This is a genomic window from Camelimonas lactis (genome assembly GCF_004342915.1).
Classification (GTDB): Bacteria; Pseudomonadota; Alphaproteobacteria; order Rhizobiales; family Beijerinckiaceae; genus Camelimonas; species Camelimonas lactis.
This window is the reverse complement of sequence record NZ_SLWL01000027.1, coordinates 1-16,668: the sequence shown is the minus strand read 5'-3', so window position 1 is coordinate 16,668 and position 16,668 is coordinate 1. Positions and strand designations below refer to the sequence as shown.

General features: G+C 63.5%; 29 protein-coding genes. All 29 read right to left on the bottom strand.

Translation table 11 applies throughout. The features are described from left to right. Positions 1 to 109: 109 nt before the first annotated feature. Positions 110 to 1,567: a Do family serine endopeptidase gene (locus EV666_RS17245; RefSeq protein WP_376886320.1), complete on the bottom strand. Its 1,458-nt coding sequence runs from the start codon at positions 1,565 to 1,567 to the stop codon at positions 110 to 112. Between the two features lie 336 nt (positions 1,568 to 1,903). Continuing rightward, positions 1,904 to 2,317 (bottom strand): 50S ribosomal protein L17, encoded by a 414-nt coding sequence (gene rplQ / locus EV666_RS17240; RefSeq protein ID WP_132010773.1) that lies wholly within the window; start codon positions 2,315 to 2,317, stop codon positions 1,904 to 1,906. Between the two features lie 86 nt (positions 2,318 to 2,403). Next, on the bottom strand, positions 2,404 to 3,423 hold the full coding sequence (locus EV666_RS17235; RefSeq protein WP_132010771.1) for a DNA-directed RNA polymerase subunit alpha: 1,020 nt from the start codon (positions 3,421 to 3,423) through the stop codon (positions 2,404 to 2,406). A 102-nt stretch (positions 3,424 to 3,525) separates the two neighbouring features. After that, positions 3,526 to 3,915: a 30S ribosomal protein S11 gene (gene rpsK / locus EV666_RS17230; RefSeq protein WP_132010769.1), complete on the bottom strand. Its 390-nt coding sequence runs from the start codon at positions 3,913 to 3,915 to the stop codon at positions 3,526 to 3,528. 103 nt (positions 3,916 to 4,018) lie between these two features. Further along, a complete protein-coding gene (gene rpsM / locus EV666_RS17225; RefSeq protein WP_132010767.1) occupies positions 4,019 to 4,387 on the bottom strand; it encodes a 30S ribosomal protein S13 in 369 nt (122 codons plus the stop codon). Between the two features lie 177 nt (positions 4,388 to 4,564). Then, a complete protein-coding gene (locus tag EV666_RS17220; RefSeq protein ID WP_132010765.1) occupies positions 4,565 to 5,155 on the bottom strand; it encodes an adenylate kinase in 591 nt (196 codons plus the stop codon). Next, positions 5,152 to 6,489, bottom strand: coding sequence for a preprotein translocase subunit SecY (gene secY / locus EV666_RS17215; RefSeq protein ID WP_132010763.1), 1,338 nt, complete (start codon positions 6,487 to 6,489; stop codon positions 5,152 to 5,154). The genes EV666_RS17220 and secY overlap by 4 nt, the downstream gene beginning before the upstream one ends. Before the next feature lie 112 nt (positions 6,490 to 6,601). Further along, positions 6,602 to 7,081 carry a 50S ribosomal protein L15 gene (gene rplO, locus EV666_RS17210; RefSeq protein ID WP_132010761.1) on the bottom strand — a complete coding sequence of 160 codons (480 nt, stop codon included), beginning with the start codon at positions 7,079 to 7,081 and terminating at the stop codon, positions 6,602 to 6,604. Between the two features lie 5 nt (positions 7,082 to 7,086). Next, positions 7,087 to 7,281, bottom strand: coding sequence for a 50S ribosomal protein L30 (rpmD, locus tag EV666_RS17205; RefSeq protein ID WP_132010759.1), 195 nt, complete (start codon positions 7,279 to 7,281; stop codon positions 7,087 to 7,089). 11 nt (positions 7,282 to 7,292) lie between these two features. Beyond that, positions 7,293 to 7,853, bottom strand: a complete 561-nt coding sequence (gene rpsE / locus EV666_RS17200) for a 30S ribosomal protein S5 (protein ID WP_132010758.1) — start codon at positions 7,851 to 7,853, stop codon at positions 7,293 to 7,295. 152 nt (positions 7,854 to 8,005) lie between these two features. Beyond that, complete coding sequence (rplR, locus tag EV666_RS17195; RefSeq protein ID WP_132010756.1) at positions 8,006 to 8,368, bottom strand: 50S ribosomal protein L18; 363 nt, start codon at positions 8,366 to 8,368, stop codon at positions 8,006 to 8,008. 9 nt (positions 8,369 to 8,377) lie between these two features. Then, positions 8,378 to 8,911 carry a 50S ribosomal protein L6 gene (rplF, locus tag EV666_RS17190; RefSeq protein WP_132010754.1) on the bottom strand — a complete coding sequence of 178 codons (534 nt, stop codon included), beginning with the start codon at positions 8,909 to 8,911 and terminating at the stop codon, positions 8,378 to 8,380. A gap of 35 nt (positions 8,912 to 8,946) precedes the next feature. Beyond that, the gene (gene rpsH, locus EV666_RS17185; RefSeq protein ID WP_132010752.1) at positions 8,947 to 9,345 is read right to left on the bottom strand and encodes a 30S ribosomal protein S8; all 399 of its coding nucleotides are present in this window, start codon (positions 9,343 to 9,345) and stop codon (positions 8,947 to 8,949) included. 10 nt (positions 9,346 to 9,355) lie between these two features. After that, on the bottom strand, positions 9,356 to 9,661 hold the full coding sequence (rpsN, locus tag EV666_RS17180; protein ID WP_132010750.1) for a 30S ribosomal protein S14: 306 nt from the start codon (positions 9,659 to 9,661) through the stop codon (positions 9,356 to 9,358). Positions 9,662 to 9,703: 42 nt separating this feature from the next. Further along, complete coding sequence (rplE, locus tag EV666_RS17175; protein WP_132010748.1) at positions 9,704 to 10,345, bottom strand: 50S ribosomal protein L5; 642 nt, start codon at positions 10,343 to 10,345, stop codon at positions 9,704 to 9,706. Then, a complete protein-coding gene (rplX, locus tag EV666_RS17170) occupies positions 10,338 to 10,655 on the bottom strand; it encodes a 50S ribosomal protein L24 (protein WP_132010746.1) in 318 nt (105 codons plus the stop codon). Before rplX ends, rplE begins: the two co-directional genes overlap by 8 nt. Continuing rightward, positions 10,655 to 11,023 carry a 50S ribosomal protein L14 gene (rplN, locus tag EV666_RS17165; protein ID WP_132010744.1) on the bottom strand — a complete coding sequence of 123 codons (369 nt, stop codon included), beginning with the start codon at positions 11,021 to 11,023 and terminating at the stop codon, positions 10,655 to 10,657. Before rplN ends, rplX begins: the two co-directional genes overlap by 1 nt. Before the next feature lie 100 nt (positions 11,024 to 11,123). Beyond that, entirely contained in the window at positions 11,124 to 11,366 is a 243-nt protein-coding gene (gene rpsQ / locus EV666_RS17160) for a 30S ribosomal protein S17 (protein ID WP_132010742.1), read from the bottom strand. Positions 11,367 to 11,376: 10 nt separating this feature from the next. Next, entirely contained in the window at positions 11,377 to 11,586 is a 210-nt protein-coding gene (gene rpmC / locus EV666_RS17155) for a 50S ribosomal protein L29 (protein ID WP_132010740.1), read from the bottom strand. Positions 11,587 to 11,596: 10 nt separating this feature from the next. Continuing rightward, complete coding sequence (gene rplP, locus EV666_RS17150; protein ID WP_132010738.1) at positions 11,597 to 12,010, bottom strand: 50S ribosomal protein L16; 414 nt, start codon at positions 12,008 to 12,010, stop codon at positions 11,597 to 11,599. 27 nt (positions 12,011 to 12,037) lie between these two features. Further along, the gene (gene rpsC / locus EV666_RS17145) at positions 12,038 to 12,748 is read right to left on the bottom strand and encodes a 30S ribosomal protein S3 (RefSeq protein ID WP_132010736.1); all 711 of its coding nucleotides are present in this window, start codon (positions 12,746 to 12,748) and stop codon (positions 12,038 to 12,040) included. Positions 12,749 to 12,758: 10 nt separating this feature from the next. After that, a complete protein-coding gene (gene rplV / locus EV666_RS17140) occupies positions 12,759 to 13,139 on the bottom strand; it encodes a 50S ribosomal protein L22 (RefSeq protein WP_132010734.1) in 381 nt (126 codons plus the stop codon). Between the two features lie 2 nt (positions 13,140 to 13,141). Continuing rightward, positions 13,142 to 13,420 carry a 30S ribosomal protein S19 gene (gene rpsS, locus EV666_RS17135; protein WP_132010732.1) on the bottom strand — a complete coding sequence of 93 codons (279 nt, stop codon included), beginning with the start codon at positions 13,418 to 13,420 and terminating at the stop codon, positions 13,142 to 13,144. An 11-nt stretch (positions 13,421 to 13,431) separates the two neighbouring features. After that, positions 13,432 to 14,268, bottom strand: coding sequence for a 50S ribosomal protein L2 (gene rplB / locus EV666_RS17130; RefSeq protein ID WP_132010730.1), 837 nt, complete (start codon positions 14,266 to 14,268; stop codon positions 13,432 to 13,434). 22 nt (positions 14,269 to 14,290) lie between these two features. Continuing rightward, positions 14,291 to 14,599 (bottom strand): 50S ribosomal protein L23, encoded by a 309-nt coding sequence (locus EV666_RS17125; RefSeq protein ID WP_132010728.1) that lies wholly within the window; start codon positions 14,597 to 14,599, stop codon positions 14,291 to 14,293. Further along, complete coding sequence (gene rplD / locus EV666_RS17120; RefSeq protein WP_132010779.1) at positions 14,596 to 15,216, bottom strand: 50S ribosomal protein L4; 621 nt, start codon at positions 15,214 to 15,216, stop codon at positions 14,596 to 14,598. Before rplD ends, EV666_RS17125 begins: the two co-directional genes overlap by 4 nt. Continuing rightward, complete coding sequence (rplC, locus tag EV666_RS17115) at positions 15,216 to 15,953, bottom strand: 50S ribosomal protein L3 (RefSeq protein WP_132010726.1); 738 nt, start codon at positions 15,951 to 15,953, stop codon at positions 15,216 to 15,218. Before rplC ends, rplD begins: the two co-directional genes overlap by 1 nt. A gap of 49 nt (positions 15,954 to 16,002) precedes the next feature. Beyond that, a complete protein-coding gene (gene rpsJ, locus EV666_RS17110; protein ID WP_132010777.1) occupies positions 16,003 to 16,311 on the bottom strand; it encodes a 30S ribosomal protein S10 in 309 nt (102 codons plus the stop codon). A gap of 78 nt (positions 16,312 to 16,389) precedes the next feature. Further along, on the bottom strand, positions 16,390 to 16,668 hold a 279-nt coding region (locus EV666_RS17105; protein WP_483458298.1), incomplete at its 5' end, for an elongation factor Tu.

Sequence of the window (16,668 nt, the reverse complement as noted above, 5' to 3'; positions counted from 1 at the left end):
TGCCCACGATGCCGTGGAAATGCTGCCCATGATCGCGTGGAACGCGCGCCCATCATCCGGTGGAATCAGTGCCCACCATCCCGTGGAACACGCAACCCTGCCCCCCTGCTCACCCGCCCAGAACGGCCGTGAACACCTCTTCGCCACGCTTGATGGTGATCTCCCAGTAACGGGCGCGCCGCGACAGGGCGGCGTCAAGTTCGCGCGACGTCGCGACCTTTTCGCCATTGACGGCCAGAATGACGTCGCCCTTCTTCAGCCCCACCTGTGCGGCGCTGGAGCCATCGGCGATATCCGAGATCACCACGCCGCTGCCCGCGACATCCATGGACAGCTCTTCCGCCACCGCCGGCGACAGGTTGGCTGCGGTAGCGCCGCCGAACGGCGTGCGTTGCGGCAGCTTCACTGCCTCGCGCGCCGGCGTTTCCGGCGCCGGCGCCAGACGGATTTTCAGCGTCTCCTTGCGGGGCCCGCGCTGCACGACCAGCGTGGCCTGCCCCCCCATCGGGCGCGTGGCCAACCGGTAGCCGAAGGCGTCCGGGTCATCCACGGCCTGCCCGTCCACGGACAGGATCACGTCGCCGCGCTTCAGCCCCGCTTCCGCCGCCGGGCTACCTGGGCGAAGCTCCGCCACCAAGGCCCCCGTCGGCCGTTCAAGCCCGACGCTTTCGGCGATATCGGCGGTGACAGCCTGCAGGCGTCCGCCGAAATACGGCCGCTTGACCATCTTGCCGCCGTTTCTGGCCGATTCCACCACGACCCGCGTCATCGCCGCCGGTATGGCGAAGCCGATGCCGACGCTGCCGCCGGAGCGGGAATAGATGGCGGAGTTGATGCCGACCAACCTGCCCTTCATGTCGACGAGGGCGCCGCCAGAATTGCCAGGATTGATCGCGGCGTCGGTCTGGATGAAGAACTGGTAGTCACCAATGCCGACCTGGGTGCGGGCCAGCGCCGAAACAATGCCCTGGGTCACCGTCTGGCCAACGCCAAACGGGTTACCGATGGCCAGCACCAGATCGCCCACCTCAAGCGCATCGGAATCCCCCAGCTCCATCGCCGGCAATTTCACGCCCTTGTCGCGGATGCGGAGCACCGCCAGATCGGTGCGCGGATCGCGCAGCACGATATCGCATTCAAACTCACGCTTGTCGGCAAGGGCGATCTTCACCTCTGTCATGTTCTCGATGACATGGTGATTGGTGACGATGACGCCCGACGGATCGACAATCACCCCCGAGCCGAGCGAGCGGGCCACCCGCTCCCGCGGCACGCCGAAATCGCCACCGAAGAAACGCCGGAAAAATGGGTCTTCAAACAGCGGATTCTGCTGCTGCCGCTCAACCCGCGCGCCGTAGACATTGACCACCGACGGCGCCACCTTCTTGACGATCGGGCTGAAGGAGAGCTGGATCTCACTGCGTCCTTGCGGAACCTCGCGGGTCTGGGCCAACGCCCCCAGCGGGCTGATAACCATGGACGCCACGCCGAGGGCCGCCGCGAGCGCAACTCGCAAGGCCGCGCGCGAACCTGCATCGCGCCACACCGCCGCACTGGCTGGCCGCATTCCGGTTACGCCAGGAACCATCCGCATTCTCCATTCTTCAAACGCAGGGCGAACGCCGAAACGGGGCCGCCACACCAATATCCTGCCGTCCTGCCCTCAGGGGCAGGGCCGCGAACCCCGCTCCGCGCTGGCGCGCATGTAACCCGGCGCGAATTCAGGCGTCAGCGCCCGACCCTGCGCCCGCTGCGCGAAACATACGCCAGCGCATCCAAACTCCCGCAGAATTCAAACGGAAAAGTGGCGATCCTGAAACGGATCACGAAGCCTTCCTGTTGACCAAATAAAAAAGGGCGGTGCAACCACCGCCCTTCTTCAAAATCTCAACCTGGCGGACAATCACGCCTCGTCAGCAGCCTGCTGGGTCGGACCCGAGTCCTTGCCCTTCGCGTCAACGTCGCGATCGACGAACTCGATGACAGCCATCGGCGCATTGTCACCGAAGCGGAAGCCGGCCTTCATGATGCGCAGGTAGCCGCCGTTGCGCTCCTTGTAGCGCGGGCCCAGCACCTCAAACAGCTTGCGGGCCTGATCCTGGTCGCGGATCTGGGCGATGGCCTGACGACGGGCGTGCAGGTCGCCGCGCTTGCCGAGGGTTACCAGCTTCTCAACGATCGGACGCAGATCCTTCGCCTTCGGCAGGGTGGTGACGATCTGCTCATGCTTGATCAGCGCCGCAGCCATGTTGGCGAACATCGCCTTGCGGTGCTCGGAGGAGCGGTTGAAACGACGATGGGCAAAACCGTGACGCATTGGCTATCTCCAGATTTATGCGGCCGCCGTGCCACGGTACGGCCGCTCTCTTGTTTGGCTGGCCTCAAACGGCCAGCGCGTAAAACTCAGTAGTGTTCTTCGAAGCGCTTGGCGAGGTCTTCGATGTTCTCCGGCGGCCAGCCCTGCACGTCCATGCCGAGGTGCAGGCCAAGGGTTGCGAGAACTTCCTTGATCTCGTTGAGCGACTTGCGACCGAAGTTCGGCGTGCGAAGCATTTCCGCCTCCGACTTCTGAATAAGGTCGCCGATGTAAACGATGTTGTCGTTCTTGAGGCAGTTGGCCGAGCGGACCGACAGCTCCAGTTCATCCACCTTCTTGAGCAGCGCCGGATTGAAGGGCAGCTGCGGCGCGGCGGCGGCGCCAGCCTCCTCGCGACGGGGCTCCTCGAAGTTGACGAAGATGGCCAGCTGGTCCTGCAGGATGCGCGCGGCGTAGGCCACGGCGTCTTCCGGCGAAACCGCGCCGTTTGTCTCCACCTCAAGCGTCAGCTTGTCGTAGTCAAGAACCTGACCCTCACGGGTGTTCTCGACCCGGTAGGAAACCTTGCGCACCGGGCTGAAAATGCTGTCCACCGGGATCAGGCCAATCGGCGCGTCCTCGGGGCAGTTGCGCTCAGCCGGCACATAACCCTTGCCCGTGTTGACGGTGAACTCCATGCGCACTTCAGCGCCGTCGTCCAGCGTGCACAGCGGCAGGTCGGGGTTGAGAATCTGGATATCGCCGACCGTGTTGATGTCCCCGGCGGTGACAAGACCAGGCCCCTGCTTGCGCAGTGTCATCCGCTTGGGGCCTTCGCCCTGCATGCGAATGGCGACCATCTTCACGTTCAGCACGATGTCGGTGACGTCCTCGCGAACGCCAGGCACCGACGAAAACTCATGCAGCACGCCGTCGATCTGGATCGCCGTCACCGCAGCGCCCTGGAGAGACGACAGGAGGACGCGCCGCAAGGCATTGCCAAGCGTCAGGCCGAAGCCGCGCTCGAGCGGCTCTGCCACGAGGGTCGCCACGTGCCTGCGGTCATCGCTGCCGGACACCTCGAGCTTGCCCGGCTTGATCAGTTCCTGCCAGTTTTTCTGGATCACGAGCACACCTCTGCGGATCTCATAAGGGGCGGCGCGCCAACGCCATGTCAAAGGGCGGCGCGCCGCAAACGGCGCAACCCCGGCGAACCGGGGCTATCAGGATCAGACGCGGCGGCGCTTGCGCGGACGGCAACCGTTGTGCGGGATCGGCGTCACGTCGCGGATCGAGGTCACGGTGAAACCGGCAGCCTGCAGCGCGCGCAGGGCGGACTCACGACCGGAACCGGGGCCGGAAACTTCAACCTCAAGCGTGCGCATGCCGTGCTCGGCGGCCTTGCGGGCCGCGTCCTCGGCCGCAACCTGCGCCGCATACGGGGTCGACTTGCGCGAGCCCTTGAAGCCCATCGTGCCGGCGGACGACCAGGAGATCGTGTTGCCCTGCGCGTCGGTGATGGTGACCAGCGTGTTGTTGAAGCTGGCGTTCACGTGCGCGATGCCGGAGACGATGTTCTTGCGCTCGCGGCGACGAACGCGGGTAACTTCCTTGGCCATAAACCACTTCCTTCAGGCGCGCCCGTATTGCCAGGCGCTCGGGACAAAATATCGCGGAGCGGGACAATCCCGCTCCGCGCAAGGGCGGCGAACCGGCCCCAGATTACTTCTTCTTGCCGGCGATCGGCTTCGCCTTGCCCTTGCGGGTGCGGGCGTTGGTGTGGGTGCGCTGACCACGCACCGGCAGACCGCGACGGTGACGCAGACCGCGATAGCAGCCCAGATCCATCAGGCGCTTGATATTCATCGACACTTCGCGACGCAGATCGCCTTCGACCAGATAGTCACGGTCAATGGTTTCGCGAATCTGCAGCACTTCCTGGTCGGTCAGCTCGTTCACGCGGCGCTCGGCCGGAATGCCGACCTTCTCGCAAATCTCGGACGCGAACTTGGCGCCGATGCCGTGAATATACTGAAGCGCGATAACCGTGCGCTTGTTGGTCGGAATGTTTACGCCAGCAATACGAGCCAATGTCGTCTCCATGTGGCCGGCGCGCCTGCGCCGGGTTTCTTCAACGCCGCGTTTCGCGGCAAAACCCGCATCCGGTGGAGGCCGGCCCTGCGGGAAACGCAATGCGAACGGCGCCGTCCCCTCTCAGGAAAGAACGGCGCCGATCGAAAAAGTTGCGCCCTGTTAACCCCAAAACGCTCAGGCGTCAACCTTGTCCAGCGCCGCATACAGCGCGGCGCTCACGGCGTCGATCGGCTGCTCGCCGTCAATACGCGTAAGCTGGCCCCTGCCCTCATAGAACGGCGCCACAACCGCCGTGTCGCGGTTATAGGCTGCCAGGCGGGTTTTAAAGACCTCCGGATCATCGTCCGCGCGAACCGGCTCGCCATTGGCTTTCGATTCGTTGGCGCGATTGATGATACGGTTCACCAGGCCATCCTGATCGACAACCAGCTCAACCACCGCGTCAAGCCTGAGCCCCTTGCCGGCAAGCATGTCGCCCAACGCCTCGGCCTGCGCCACCGTGCGCGGAAATCCGTCGAGAATGAAGCCCTTCTTCGCATCCGCCTCTTCGATACGGTCGGCGACGATGCCGATCACAATATCGTCGGAGACGAGCTGGCCCGCGTCCATCACCGCCCTGGCCTTGAGACCAACCGGCGTGCCAGCGGCAACCGCGGCGCGCAGCATGTCGCCGGTCGACAGCTGCGGAATGCCATAACGCTCCACCAGACGTTTCGCCTGGGTTCCCTTGCCCGCGCCCGGAGGGCCCAGAAGAATCAGTCTCATTTACGCCGTCCCCCTTTGAGTTTGGCCTTCTTCACGAGGCCCTCGTACTGGTGCGCGAGCAGATGGCCATGCACTTGCGCCACCGTGTCCATCGTGACGCTCACGACGATCAGCAGCGAGGTGCCGCCGAAATAGAAGGGAAGCGAGGCATAGGAAATCAGCAGTTCGGGAAGCAGACAGATGAGGGCCAGAAAGGCCGCGCCGATCACGGTGATGCGCGTCAGCACATAGTCAATGAAATCCGCGGTGCGTTCGCCCGGACGAATTCCCGGAATGAAGCCGCCCTGCTTCTTCAGGTTGTCGGCCGTCTCCGACGGATTGAAGACGATGGCCGTATAGAAGAAGGCGAAGAAAACGATCAGCGCCACATACAGTACGATATACAGCGGCCGCCCGTGGCCAAGGTACGCCGACATGGTCGCCAGAAAGCCCGTGCCGTCGCTGCTCTGGGAGAAGCTGGCGATGGTCGTCGGCAACAGCAACAGCGACGAAGCGAAGATCGGCGGAATGACGCCGGCCGTATTGAGCTTCAGCGGCAGGAACGAGGTCTGGCCTTCGTACAGGCGGTTGCCCACCTGGCGCTTGGGATAGTTGATCAGCAGCCGGCGCTGGGCCCGCTCCATGTAAACGATGAAAGCGATGGCGGCGACGGCCATGACCAGAACACCAAGGATGATGCCGGTGGACAGCGCGCCCTGACGACCCAGCTCAAGGGTGCCGGCGATGGCCTGCGGCAACTCGGCGACGATGCCCGCGAAGATGATCAGCGAGACGCCATTGCCGATGCCGCGCGCCGTGATCTGCTCGCCGAGCCACATCAGGAACATGGTGCCGCCGAGCAGCGTGATCACCGTGGAAATGCGGAAAAACAGGCCGGGCTCAAGGACAACATTGCCCGAGCTTTCCAGGCCCACAGCGATGCCCCACGCCTGGAACAGCGCCAGGACGACCGTGAGATAGCGCGTATACTGGTTGATGACCTTGCGGCCCTGCTCGCCTTCCTTCTTCAACTGCTCCAGCGACGGCACGATGCTCGTCAGCAACTGCAGGATAATGGAGGCCGAGATGTACGGCATGATGTTCAGGGCGAAAATCGCAAGTCGCCCGACAGCGCCGCCGGAAAACATGTTGAACAGGCCGAGCACGCCGCCCTGGGTCTGGCGGAAAATATCAGCCACCGCTTCCGGATTGACGCCCGGCAGCGGGATGTAGGTGCCGAGGCGGTAGATGATCAGCGCGCCCAACGTGAACCAGATCCGCTTTTTCAGCTCCTCCGCTTTCGCCAGCGAACTGAAATTGAGACTGGAAGCGAGCTGTTCAGCTGCCGATGCCATGCGCTTGACCCTCGGGCCCCAACGGAGGGCGGCAGGCCGCCCCCCGATTTCAGGACCGTCTTTGAAATTTTAACAAATTCAGACGGATATCACATAAACCTGAGAAACAACCTCAGGCTTCCGCAGCAGCATCACCGCCGAGAATCGTGACGGAGCCGCCCGCCTTCTCCACCGCTTCTACGGCAGAGCGGGAGGCGCCCGCAACCTGCAGGGCGAGCTTCGCCTTCAGTTCTCCGGCGCCGAGAATGCGGACGCCATCGCGGGCCTTGGCGCAAACGCCAGCGGCCACGAGCGCGTCAACAGTCACCGGAGCGGACGCATCCAGCTTGCCGGCGTCAATCGCCGCCTGCAGCCGGCCGAGGTTAACCTCGTTGTAGTCCTTGCGGAAAATGTTGGTGAAGCCGCGCTTCGGCAGGCGGCGATGCACCGGCATCTGACCGCCTTCGAAGCCCTTGATGGCGACACCGGCGCGGGACTTCTGACCCTTGACGCCACGGCCAGCTGTCTTGCCCTTGCCGGAACCGATGCCGCGGCCAACGCGCATGCGCTGTTTGGTGGCGCCCGGATTATCGCGAATGTCTGTGAGCTTCATGTTTCTCACTCCCCGTCCACGACGCGAACGAGGTGCTTCACTGCTTCGATCATGCCGCGGGTGGCGGAATTGTCGGGCAGCGTCGAGCGCTTGTTCATCTTGTTGAGACCGAGACCAATCAGCGTCGCGCGCTGGGTGGACACGCGGCGGATCGGGCTACCGATCTGCACAACCGTCACTGTCTTCTGAGCCTTGGACATGCCGCCCTCCCTCACGCTTCAGCGGAAACGTCAGAGCCGGCGTCACGACGGCGCGACTGAAGGGTCGAAACCTTCAGACCACGGCGCGCGGCCACCGAACGCGGGCTGTCTTCCTGCTTCAGCGCGTCGATCGTCGCGCGAACCAGGTTGTACGGGTTGGACGAACCAAGCGACTTGGCCACCACGTCCGCCACGCCCAGGGTCTCGAACACGGCGCGCATCGGACCGCCGGCGATGATGCCGGTGCCCGGCGCCGCAGCGCGCAGCACCACCTTGCCAGCGCCCCAACGGCCGTTGACGTCGTGATGCAGGGTGCGGCCTTCCTTCAGCGGAATGCGAACCAGCGAACGCTTCGCCGACTCGGTCGCCTTGCGGATGGCTTCCGGAACCTCGCGGGCCTTGCCATGGCCGAAGCCAACGCGGCCCTTCTGGTCGCCAACGACCACGAGGGCGGCGAAGCCAAAACGGCGACCACCCTTCACGACCTTGGCGACACGATTGATGTGTACAAGGCGATCAACGAATTCGCTGTCGCGCTCGCGCTCTTCGCGCGGCTGCCTGTCTCTTGCCATAACCATCTCACTTTCGCGGGCTGCGGCCCCCGCTCGCTAAACCATTGTTCGCCGCAATGCCTCTTCCAGCGAAACGCCAAAAAGGCTGACGCGAACAGGCCGCCCCTTTCCAGGGCGACCTGCCGTTCAGCCATAATGGGCGTCTGGCGCCGTCAGAAGTTGAGGCCACCCTCGCGGGCGGCGTCAGCCAGGGCCTTGACGCGGCCGTGGTAGATGTAGGAGCCGCGATCGAACACGACATCCTTAACGCCGGCGGCCACGGCGCGCTCTGCAACGAGCTTGCCGATAACCTTCGCCGCCTCGATGTCCGCGCCGGTCTTCAGACCGGAACGCAGATCCTTCTCCAGCGAGGAAGCAGCCGCCAGGGTCACGCCCTTCACATCATCGATGATCTGGGCGTAAATCTGCTTGGAGGACCGGAACACCGACAGCCGGGGACGGCCATTGGCGGCGGCCCGAAGAGCGCGGCGAACGCGCGCCTTGCGGCGATCGCTCGAACCTTGATTCGAAGCCATGTTCGATCCTTACTTCTTCTTGCCTTCCTTGCGGAAGATAAATTCGTTGGCGTACTTGACGCCCTTGCCCTTGTAAGGCTCGGGGCCACGATACTCGCGGATCTCGGCGGCGACCTGACCGACCTGCTGTTTGTTGATGCCGGACACGACGATTTCCGTCGGCTTCGGCGTCACAATAGCAATGCCTTCCGGCACCGGGTAGTCAACGTCGTGGCTGAAACCCAGCGACAGCTTCAGCGTCTTGCCAGCGACAGCGGCCCTGTAGCCGACGCCGCTGATCTCGAGCTTTTTCTCAAAACCCTTGCTGACGCCTTCAACCAGGTTGCTGACCTGCGAACGCGACATGCCCCAGAGAGAGCGGGCCTTCTTGGATTCATCACGCGGCTGCACCGAGATGGCGCCGTCAGCGAGAGAAACCGACACATCGTCAGGAACAACGAAGGACAGTTCGCCCTTCGAGCCCTTGACCTTGACCAGCTGACCGTCGACCGTCGCAGTGACGCCGGACGGCACGGTAACCGGCTTTTTTCCGATACGAGACATAATGTGGTCCCCCGTGGGTTCGACAACGCTGCTGGTCAGAAGACCTTGCAGAGCACTTCGCCGCCCACGTTGCTCTCGCGAGCCGTATGATCGGCCATGACGCCCTTCGGCGTCGAGAGAATGGTGACGCCAAGACCGTCAGCCACGCGCGGCATGGCGTCGACGGAAGCATAAACCCGACGGCCGGGCTTGGAGACGCGCTCGATCTTGCGGATCACCGGCTGGCCGTCAAAGTACTTCAGCTCGATCTCGAACTCGGTGCGGCCGTTGCCGTACTCGGTCACAGTGAAACCGCGGATATAGCCCTCCTGCTGCAGCACGTCCAGGACGCGGGCGCGCAGCGAGGAACCGGGGCTGGTCACGCGGGGGCGACGACGCATCTGCGCATTGCGGATGCGGGTCAGCAAATCGCCGATGGGATCATTCACAGCCATGGCGCTCTCCTTACCAGCTCGACTTGACCAGACCCGGGATCAGACCCTGGGATCCGAGCTCGCGAAGCGCGATACGCGACATCTTGAGCTTGCGATAATAGGCGCGCGGACGACCGGAAACCTCACAACGGTTACGGACGCGCGTCGGGCTGGAATTGCGCGGCAGCTGCGCAAGCTTCAGAACGGCCTCAAACCGCTCTTCAATCGGACGGTTCTTGTCCTCAGCGATCTCGAGAAGACGCGTGCGACGGCCAGCGTACTGCTTGACCAGCTTCTCGCGACGCTTGTTCTTCTCAATCGAACTCTTCTTCGCCATATCAGTATTCTCCGGTGTCCGCGTATGAGCAGGCAGCCCTGCTCACTGCCGGAACGGGAAGTTGAAGTGCTTCAGGAGCGCGCGGGCCTCGGCGTCGGTCGTCGCGGTGGTGCAGACGATCACGTCCATACCCCACATGGTGTCGACCTTGTCGTAGTTGATCTCAGGGAACACGATGTGCTCCTTGATGCCGAAAGCGTAGTTTCCGCGCCCGTCGAAGGACTTCGGATTGAGCCCGCGGAAGTCGCGGACACGCGGCAGCGCAATGGTCACCAGACGGTCGAGAAACTCGTACATCCGGACATTACGCAGCGTCACTTTCGCGCCGATCGGCATGTTCTCGCGCAGCTTGAACGTCGCGATTGCCTTGCGGGCGCGGGTCACAACGGCCTTCTGGCCGGTGATCTGGGTCAGGTCCTCGGCGGCGATGCTCGCCTTCTTGCTGTCGCCCGTCGACTCGCCGGCGCCGATGTTCAGCACGATCTTCTCGATGCGCGGAACCTGCATCGGGTTGGCGTAGCCAAACTCTTCGACCAGCTTCGGACGCACGACCTCGTCGTAGTGCTTGCGCAGGCGGGCGGCGTAGCCTTCTGGGGTGCGCGGACGCGCGCCGGTAGCGACCTCGGCCTTGTCAGCCTTCGGCGCCTTGGCCTTGGCGACCTTCTTGCTGTCTTTCTCAGCCATCGATCACTTCCCCGGAACGCTTGGCGACGCGCACCTTGCGGCCATCGTCAAGAACCTTGAAACCAACGCGCGTCGCCTTGCCGTCCTTCGGATCGGCCAGCGCAACATTCGACAGATCGAGCGACGCTTCCTTGCTGATGATGCCGCCCTGCGCGGTCTGCGTCTGACGCTGGTGACGCTTCACCAGATTCACGCCACGGACCACAGCGCGGTTTTCCTTCGGCAACACCTGAACGACTTCGCCAGACTTGCCCCGGTCACGGCCGGTGAGGACGACGACCTTGTCGCCCTTCTTGATCTTCGCAGCCATCAGAGCACCTCAGGGGCGAGCGAAATGATTTTCATGTGATTGCGCGCGCGCAGCTCGCGCGGCACCGGTCCGAAAATACGGGTGCCAACCGGCTCTTTCTGATTGTTGATCAGAACAGCCGCGCTGTTGTCAAAACGGATCACGGAGCCGTCGGCGCGACGGATGTCCTTCGCGGTGCGAACGACGACGGCCTTCATGACGTCGCCCTTCTTCACGCGACCGCGCGGAATGGCTTCCTTGACGGACACAACGATGATGTCGCCGACGCCGGCATACTTGCGCTTGGAGCCCCCAAGCACCTTGATGCACATGACGCGGCGGGCGCCGGAATTGTCAGCGACATCAAGGTTCGTCTGCATCTGGATCATGGCAAGATCCTTTCTCTGTCTCAGCCGGTTTCCGACGCCCACGGCGCCGGACTACGACTGACGGGGATCTGGCGTCCCCTCGCCGTATGTGACGGAAAAATCAGGCCTGGCCCGACTTCTCCAGCACGACCCAGGACTTGGTCTTCGAAATTGGCTTCGATTCCTGGATCAGCACTTCGTCGCCGACCTTGAACACATTGCCCTCATCGTGGGCATGATAGTTCTTGGTGCGGCGAACGGTCTTCTTGAACAGCGGATGGGTGAAGCGACGCTCCACCTTCACCACCACAGTCTTGTCGCCCTTGTCACTGACGACCGTTCCCTGGAGAACGCGCTTCGGCATTCCCGCCTCCTCAAGCCTTTGGAGCGGCAGGCTGTGCCTGCAGCGTGCGGATGCGGGCGATGTCCCGACGGACCTCACGCACGCGATTCGTGTTTTCCAGCTGCCCTGTAGCACGCTGGAAGCGCAGATTGAACTGCTCTTTTTTCAGCTTCACCAACTCTTCGCCGAGCTGGTCCGCCGACATCCGCTTGAGGTCGGCAAGCCTGTCTTTCGTCTTCATTGCCTGTTCCTCACTCGGCGATGCGCTGCACGAAGCGCGTCTTGATCGGCAGCTTGGCGGCGCCGAGACGAAGCGCCTCGCGGGCGATCTCCTCGTTAACGCCGTCCAGCTCGAACATGATGCGGCCGGGCTTGACGCGGGCGGCCCAGTATTCCGGCGAGCCCTTGCCCTTACCCATACGCACTTCGGTCGGCTTGTCCGTAACCGGAAGGTCCGGGAAAATACGGATCCAGACGCGGCCAGCGCGCTTCATGTGACGCGTGATGGCGCGGCGGGCCGCTTCAATCTGACGCGCGGTGATGCGCTCGGGTTCAAGCGCCTTGAGGCCGAACTCACCGAAGTTGAGGTCGGTTCCACCCTTGGCGACACCGTGGATACGGCCCTTGAACTGCTTCCTGAACTTGGTTCTTTTGGGCGACAGCATTGCTTCTGCTCCTGGTCTCCGCGCCCCTTACCGGGACGCGTCCGACCCGCGACGCGCCTGCGAGCGGCCGCCGTCATCGTTCATCTTCTTGTCCTGGGCCATCGGATCATGCTCCAGGATCTCACCCTTGAAGATCCAGACCTTGATCCCGCACGTGCCGTAGGTGGTGAAGGCGGTGGCCACGCCGTAATCGACGTCAGCGCGCAACGTGTGCAGCGGCACGCGACCTTCGCGATACCACTCCATACGCGCGATCTCGGCACCGCCCAGACGACCGGAGCAGTTGATGCGGATGCCCTCGGCGCCAAGACGCATCGCCGACTGAACGGCGCGCTTCATGGCGCGGCGGAACGCCACGCGACGCTCGAGCTGCTGGGCGATCGACTCGGCGACCAGCGTCGCGTCGATCTCCGGCTTGCGCACTTCGACGATGTTGATGGCGACGTCAGCGTCGGTCATCTTCGCCACAGCGCGGCGCAGCTTGTCGATGTCCGCGCCCTTCTTGCCGATCACCACGCCCGGACGCGCCGAGTAGATGGTGACCCGGCACTTCTTGTGCGGACGCTCCACGACGATGCGCGAAACAGCGGCCTGCTTCAGCATCTTGCGCAGCGCTTCGCGGATGCGCACGTCTTCATGCAGCAGCTGACCGTACTCGCCCTTGCGCGCGAACCAGCGGGAATCCCACGTGCGGTTGACGCCGAGGCGAAGACCGATCGGATTGACTTTCTGACCCATGATCCCGTCCTCAGGCTGTCGCGGGCGTTTCGCGAACCACGATGGTCAGGTTCGCAAACGGCTTCTCGATACGCGTGCCACGACCGCGGGCGCGGGCATGGAACCGCTTCATCACCAGCCCCTTGCCGACGAACGCCTCGGCGACGACCAGGTCGTCGATATCGAGGTCATGGTTGTTCTCGGCGTTGGCGATGGCGCTCTGCAGCGTCTTGCGGACATCGACGGCGATGCGCTTGCGGCTGAACTCGAGGTCAGCCAGGGCGCGAGACACCTTCTTGCCGCGGATCAGCTGCGCGACCAGGTTGAGCTTCTGCGGAGAAACGCGGAGGTTCCGCGCCACGGCGCGGGCCTCGTTGTCTGCAAGAGCGCGGGGATTGGCAGGCTTGCCCATGCTTACCTCCTCTTCGCTTTCTTGTCAGCCGCATGCCCGTAATAGGTGCGGGTGGGTGAGAATTCGCCGAACTTGTGGCCGACCATTTCTTCGGTCACCTGGACGGGAATATGCTTCTGGCCGTTGTAAACGCCAAACGTCAGACCGACGAAGTGCGGAAGAATGGTGGAGCGACGGCTCCAGATCTTCACGACTTCCGAACGGCTGGACGCACGGGCTGCATCGGCCTTTTTGAGGAGATATCCGTCGACAAACGGACCTTTCCATACTGAACGCGCCATTGTGCGGTTCCTTACTTCTTCCGCTTGTGCCGGCTGGTGACGATGAAGGCGTCAGTCCGCTTGTTAGCGCGGGTCTTCTTGCCCTTCGTCGGCTTGCCCCACGGGGTGACCGGGTGACGACCGCCAGAGGTGCGGCCTTCGCCGCCGCCGTGCGGGTGGTCGATCGGGTTCATGGTGACGCCGCGGTTGTGCGGACGCTGGCCCAGCCAGCGACGGCGACCCGCCTTGCCCATGTTGGTGTTCATGTGGTCGGGGTTCGACACAGCGCCGACGCTGGCGAAGCACTGACCATGAACCAGACGCTGCTCACCCGAATTCAGGCGCACAATGACGTAGCCATGATCGCGACCAACGATCTGCGCGTAAGCGCCGGCCGAACGGGCGATGGAACCGCCCTTGCCGATCTTGGTCTCGATGTTGTGCACGATCGTGCCGATCGGCATGCTGGCCAGCGGCATCGCGTTGCCGGGCTTGATGTCAGCCTGCTCGGCGGCGACGACGGTGTCGCCAACAGCCAGGCGCTGCGGCGCCAGGATGTACGACAGCTTGCCGTCCGCAAACTTGATCAGGGCGATGAACGCGGTGCGGTTCGGATCGTATTCCAGACGCTCGACCGTCGCAGCTTCGCCAAGGTTCTCGCGACGCTTGAAGTCGACGAGACGATAGCTCTGCTTGTGACCGCCGCCGCGGAAGCGGACCGTGACGCGACCGTTGTTGTTACGACCACCCGACGACGACTTGCCTTCCGTCAGCGTCTTGACCGGCTTGCCCTTGTAAAGGGACGAGCGGTCGACGAGGACCAGCTGGCGCGTGCCCGGCGTGATCGGATTATAGGATTTCAGTGCCATTGCTACAGATTCCCGTATCCGCTCACAGACCGGTCGTCACGTCGATGGACTCGCCATCGACCAGGGTGACAACGGCCTTCTTGACGTCAGAGCGCTGGCCGAGGGTGTTGCGGAACCGCTTGACCTTGCCCTTGGTGACGAGCGTGTTGACGCTCGCGACCTTCACGTTGAACAGCTTCTCAACCGCCGCCTTGATCGCAGGCTTGGTTGCATTCTTGGCCACACGGAAGACGACCTTGTTCTGTTCCGACAGAACGGTCGCCTTCTCGGTGATCACCGGCGAGATGATCACGTCGTAATGGCGCACGTCAGTGGGGCGAGTGCTGCTCATTTGAAGCGCGCCTCCAGCGCGTCGACTGCCGCCCTGGTCAGCACGAGCTTCTCACGGCGAATAATGTCGTAGACGTTGATGCCCTGAACGGGCAGCACGTCGACGTTCGGAATGTTGCGCGCCGCGAGGCTGAAGTTCGCGTCCAGCTCGCTGCCGTCGACAACGAGGGCGTTGATCAGGCCGAGCTTGCCGAACTGCCCGCGCAGGGCCTTGGTCTTCGGCTCGGCGACCGCGGCCTTGTCGAGAACGACGATCGAACCGTCCTTCGCCTTGGCCGACAGGGCGTGACGCAGGGCCAGAGCGCGGACCTTCTTTGGCAGGTCGTGCGAGTGATCGCGCACAACCGGACCAAAAGCCTTGCCGCCGCCGCGGAACTGCGGCGCGCTGGCGGCGCCGTGACGGGCGCTGCCGGTGCCCTTCTGCTTGTAGATCTTCTTGCGCGTCCGCGACACGTCGGAACGACCCTGCGAAGCATGGGTTCCGGCCTGACGGCGGGCGAGCTGCCAGCGCACGTAGCGATGGATCAGATCGGCGCGGGGCTCAAGACCGAAGATCGCGTCGTCGACGTCGACCGAGCCGGCGCTCTGCCCTTCAAGCGTGGTGATATCGAGTTTCATCACGTCGTCTCCTGACCGTCAGTGGCCGGAGCCTCCGAAACAGCCTCAGCAGCGGCGGCGCCGCGCTCACGGAAAGCGCCCGGAACCGGGGCTTCCTTCGGCAGCGCGCGCTTGACCGCGTCGCGAACCATGATCCAGCCGCCGGCGACGCCAGGAACGGCGCCTTCGACGAGAATCAGGCCGCGCTCGACGTCAGTCTGGACAACGCGCAGGTTCTGGGTGGTCACCCGCTCGGCGCCCATGTGCCCGGGCATCTTCTTGCCCTTGAACACCTTGCCCGGATCCTGACGACCGCCGGTGCCGCCGATCGAGCGGTGCGAGATCGACACGCCGTGCGAAGCGCGAAGACCGCCGAAGTTCCAGCGCTTCATGCCGCCGGCGAAACCCTTGCCGGTCGACGTGCCGGTGACGTCCACGTACTGGCCGGCGACGAAGTGGTCAGCGGTGATCTCGGCGCCAACCGGGATCAGCTGGTCCGGCTCCACGCGGAACTCGGCGAGACGGCGACGCGGCTCAACATTGGCCACGGCGAAATGACCGCGCTGGGCGCGGCTGACGTTCTTGACCTTGACCGAGCCCGAACCAACCTGAAGGGCGGTGTAACCGTTACGGTCGAGGGTGCGATGCGCGACCACCTGGCACTGGTCGAGCTTCAGAACGGTAACGGGCACATGCTCGCCCGCTTCGGTGAAGATGCGTGTCATCCCCACCTTCTGTGCAATGACGCCTGAGCGCATTTGCGTATCCTCTAAGGCGTGCCGAGGCAACCGTCGGCAATAACGCTCGTCAGAGCTTGATTTCGACGTCAACACCGGCGGCGAGGTCGAGCTTCATCAGCGCGTCCACGGTCTGCGGGGTCGGGTCCACGATGTCGAGAACGCGCTTGTGGGTGCGCATTTCGAACTGCTCACGCGACTTCTTGTCGATGTGGGGCGAACGATTGACCGTGTACTTCTCGATACGGGTAGGCAGCGGAATGGGGCCACGAACCTGGGCGCCCGTCCGCTTCGCCGTCGAGACGATCTCACGGGTCGACGCATCGAGAATGCGGTGATCGAACGCCTTGAGGCGGATTCGGATATTCTGACCGTTGATCATAAGACCCCTCCGGGCCGACGTACTTCAATAGAAAAGGACGCGCCGTCTGGCCGGCGCGCCCCCGGACCCAAGAGATTACTCGATGATCGAGGAGACGACGCCGGCGCCGACGGTGCGGCCGCCTTCACGGATGGCGAAGCGCAGCTTCTCTTCCATGGCGATCGGAGCGATCAGCGTCACTTCCATGGCGATGTTGTCGCCAGGCATCACCATCTCGGTGCCTTCGGGAAGGCTCACCACGCCCGTCACGTCCGTCGTGCGGAAGTAGAACTGCGGACGGTAGTTGGTGAAGAACGGCGTGTGGCGGCCGCCCTCTTCCTTCGTCAGGATGTAGGCTTCGGCCTTGAACTTCGT

Bases quoted from the DNA above. Each gene is read 5' to 3' on its own strand.
- rplV (WP_132010734.1), bottom strand. From the start codon at position 13,139: ATGGGCAAGCCTGCCAATCCCCGCGCTCTTGCAGACAACGAGGCCCGC.
- EV666_RS17125 (WP_132010728.1), bottom strand. From the start codon at position 14,599: ATGAGCAGCACTCGCCCCACTGACGTGCGCCATTACGACGTGATCATC.
- rpsH (WP_132010752.1), bottom strand. From the start codon at position 9,345: ATGGCTGTGAATGATCCCATCGGCGATTTGCTGACCCGCATCCGCAAT.
- EV666_RS17220 (WP_132010765.1), bottom strand. From the start codon at position 5,155: ATGAGACTGATTCTTCTGGGCCCTCCGGGCGCGGGCAAGGGAACCCAG.
- rplP (WP_132010738.1), bottom strand. From the start codon at position 12,010: ATGCTGTCGCCCAAAAGAACCAAGTTCAGGAAGCAGTTCAAGGGCCGT.
- rpmD (WP_132010759.1), bottom strand. From the start codon at position 7,281: ATGTCCAAGGCTCAGAAGACAGTGACGGTTGTGCAGATCGGTAGCCCG.
- rplN (WP_132010744.1), bottom strand. From the start codon at position 11,023: ATGATCCAGATGCAGACGAACCTTGATGTCGCTGACAATTCCGGCGCC.
- rplO (WP_132010761.1), bottom strand. From the start codon at position 7,081: ATGAAGCTCACAGACATTCGCGATAATCCGGGCGCCACCAAACAGCGC.
- rpsC (WP_132010736.1), bottom strand. From the start codon at position 12,748: ATGGGTCAGAAAGTCAATCCGATCGGTCTTCGCCTCGGCGTCAACCGC.
- rpmC (WP_132010740.1), bottom strand. From the start codon at position 11,586: ATGAAGACGAAAGACAGGCTTGCCGACCTCAAGCGGATGTCGGCGGAC.
- rplD (WP_132010779.1), bottom strand. From the start codon at position 15,216: ATGAAACTCGATATCACCACGCTTGAAGGGCAGAGCGCCGGCTCGGTC.
- secY (WP_132010763.1), bottom strand. From the start codon at position 6,489: ATGGCATCGGCAGCTGAACAGCTCGCTTCCAGTCTCAATTTCAGTTCG.
- rplB (WP_132010730.1), bottom strand. From the start codon at position 14,268: ATGGCACTGAAATCCTATAATCCGATCACGCCGGGCACGCGCCAGCTG.
- EV666_RS17245 (WP_376886320.1), bottom strand. From the start codon at position 1,567: ATGCGGCCAGCCAGTGCGGCGGTGTGGCGCGATGCAGGTTCGCGCGCG.
- rplF (WP_132010754.1), bottom strand. From the start codon at position 8,911: ATGTCTCGTATCGGAAAAAAGCCGGTTACCGTGCCGTCCGGCGTCACT.
- rpsS (WP_132010732.1), bottom strand. From the start codon at position 13,420: ATGGCGCGTTCAGTATGGAAAGGTCCGTTTGTCGACGGATATCTCCTC.
- rplE (WP_132010748.1), bottom strand. From the start codon at position 10,345: ATGGCTGAGAAAGACAGCAAGAAGGTCGCCAAGGCCAAGGCGCCGAAG.
- rpsK (WP_132010769.1), bottom strand. From the start codon at position 3,915: ATGGCCAAGGAAGTTACCCGCGTTCGTCGCCGCGAGCGCAAGAACATC.
- rplR (WP_132010756.1), bottom strand. From the start codon at position 8,368: ATGGCTTCGAATCAAGGTTCGAGCGATCGCCGCAAGGCGCGCGTTCGC.
- rplX (WP_132010746.1), bottom strand. From the start codon at position 10,655: ATGGCTGCGAAGATCAAGAAGGGCGACAAGGTCGTCGTCCTCACCGGC.
- rplQ (WP_132010773.1), bottom strand. From the start codon at position 2,317: ATGCGTCACGGTTTTGCCCATCGTCGTTTCAACCGCTCCTCCGAGCAC.
- rpsE (WP_132010758.1), bottom strand. From the start codon at position 7,853: ATGGCAAGAGACAGGCAGCCGCGCGAAGAGCGCGAGCGCGACAGCGAA.
- rpsN (WP_132010750.1), bottom strand. From the start codon at position 9,661: ATGGCGAAGAAGAGTTCGATTGAGAAGAACAAGCGTCGCGAGAAGCTG.
- rplC (WP_132010726.1), bottom strand. From the start codon at position 15,953: ATGCGCTCAGGCGTCATTGCACAGAAGGTGGGGATGACACGCATCTTC.
- rpsQ (WP_132010742.1), bottom strand. From the start codon at position 11,366: ATGCCGAAGCGCGTTCTCCAGGGAACGGTCGTCAGTGACAAGGGCGAC.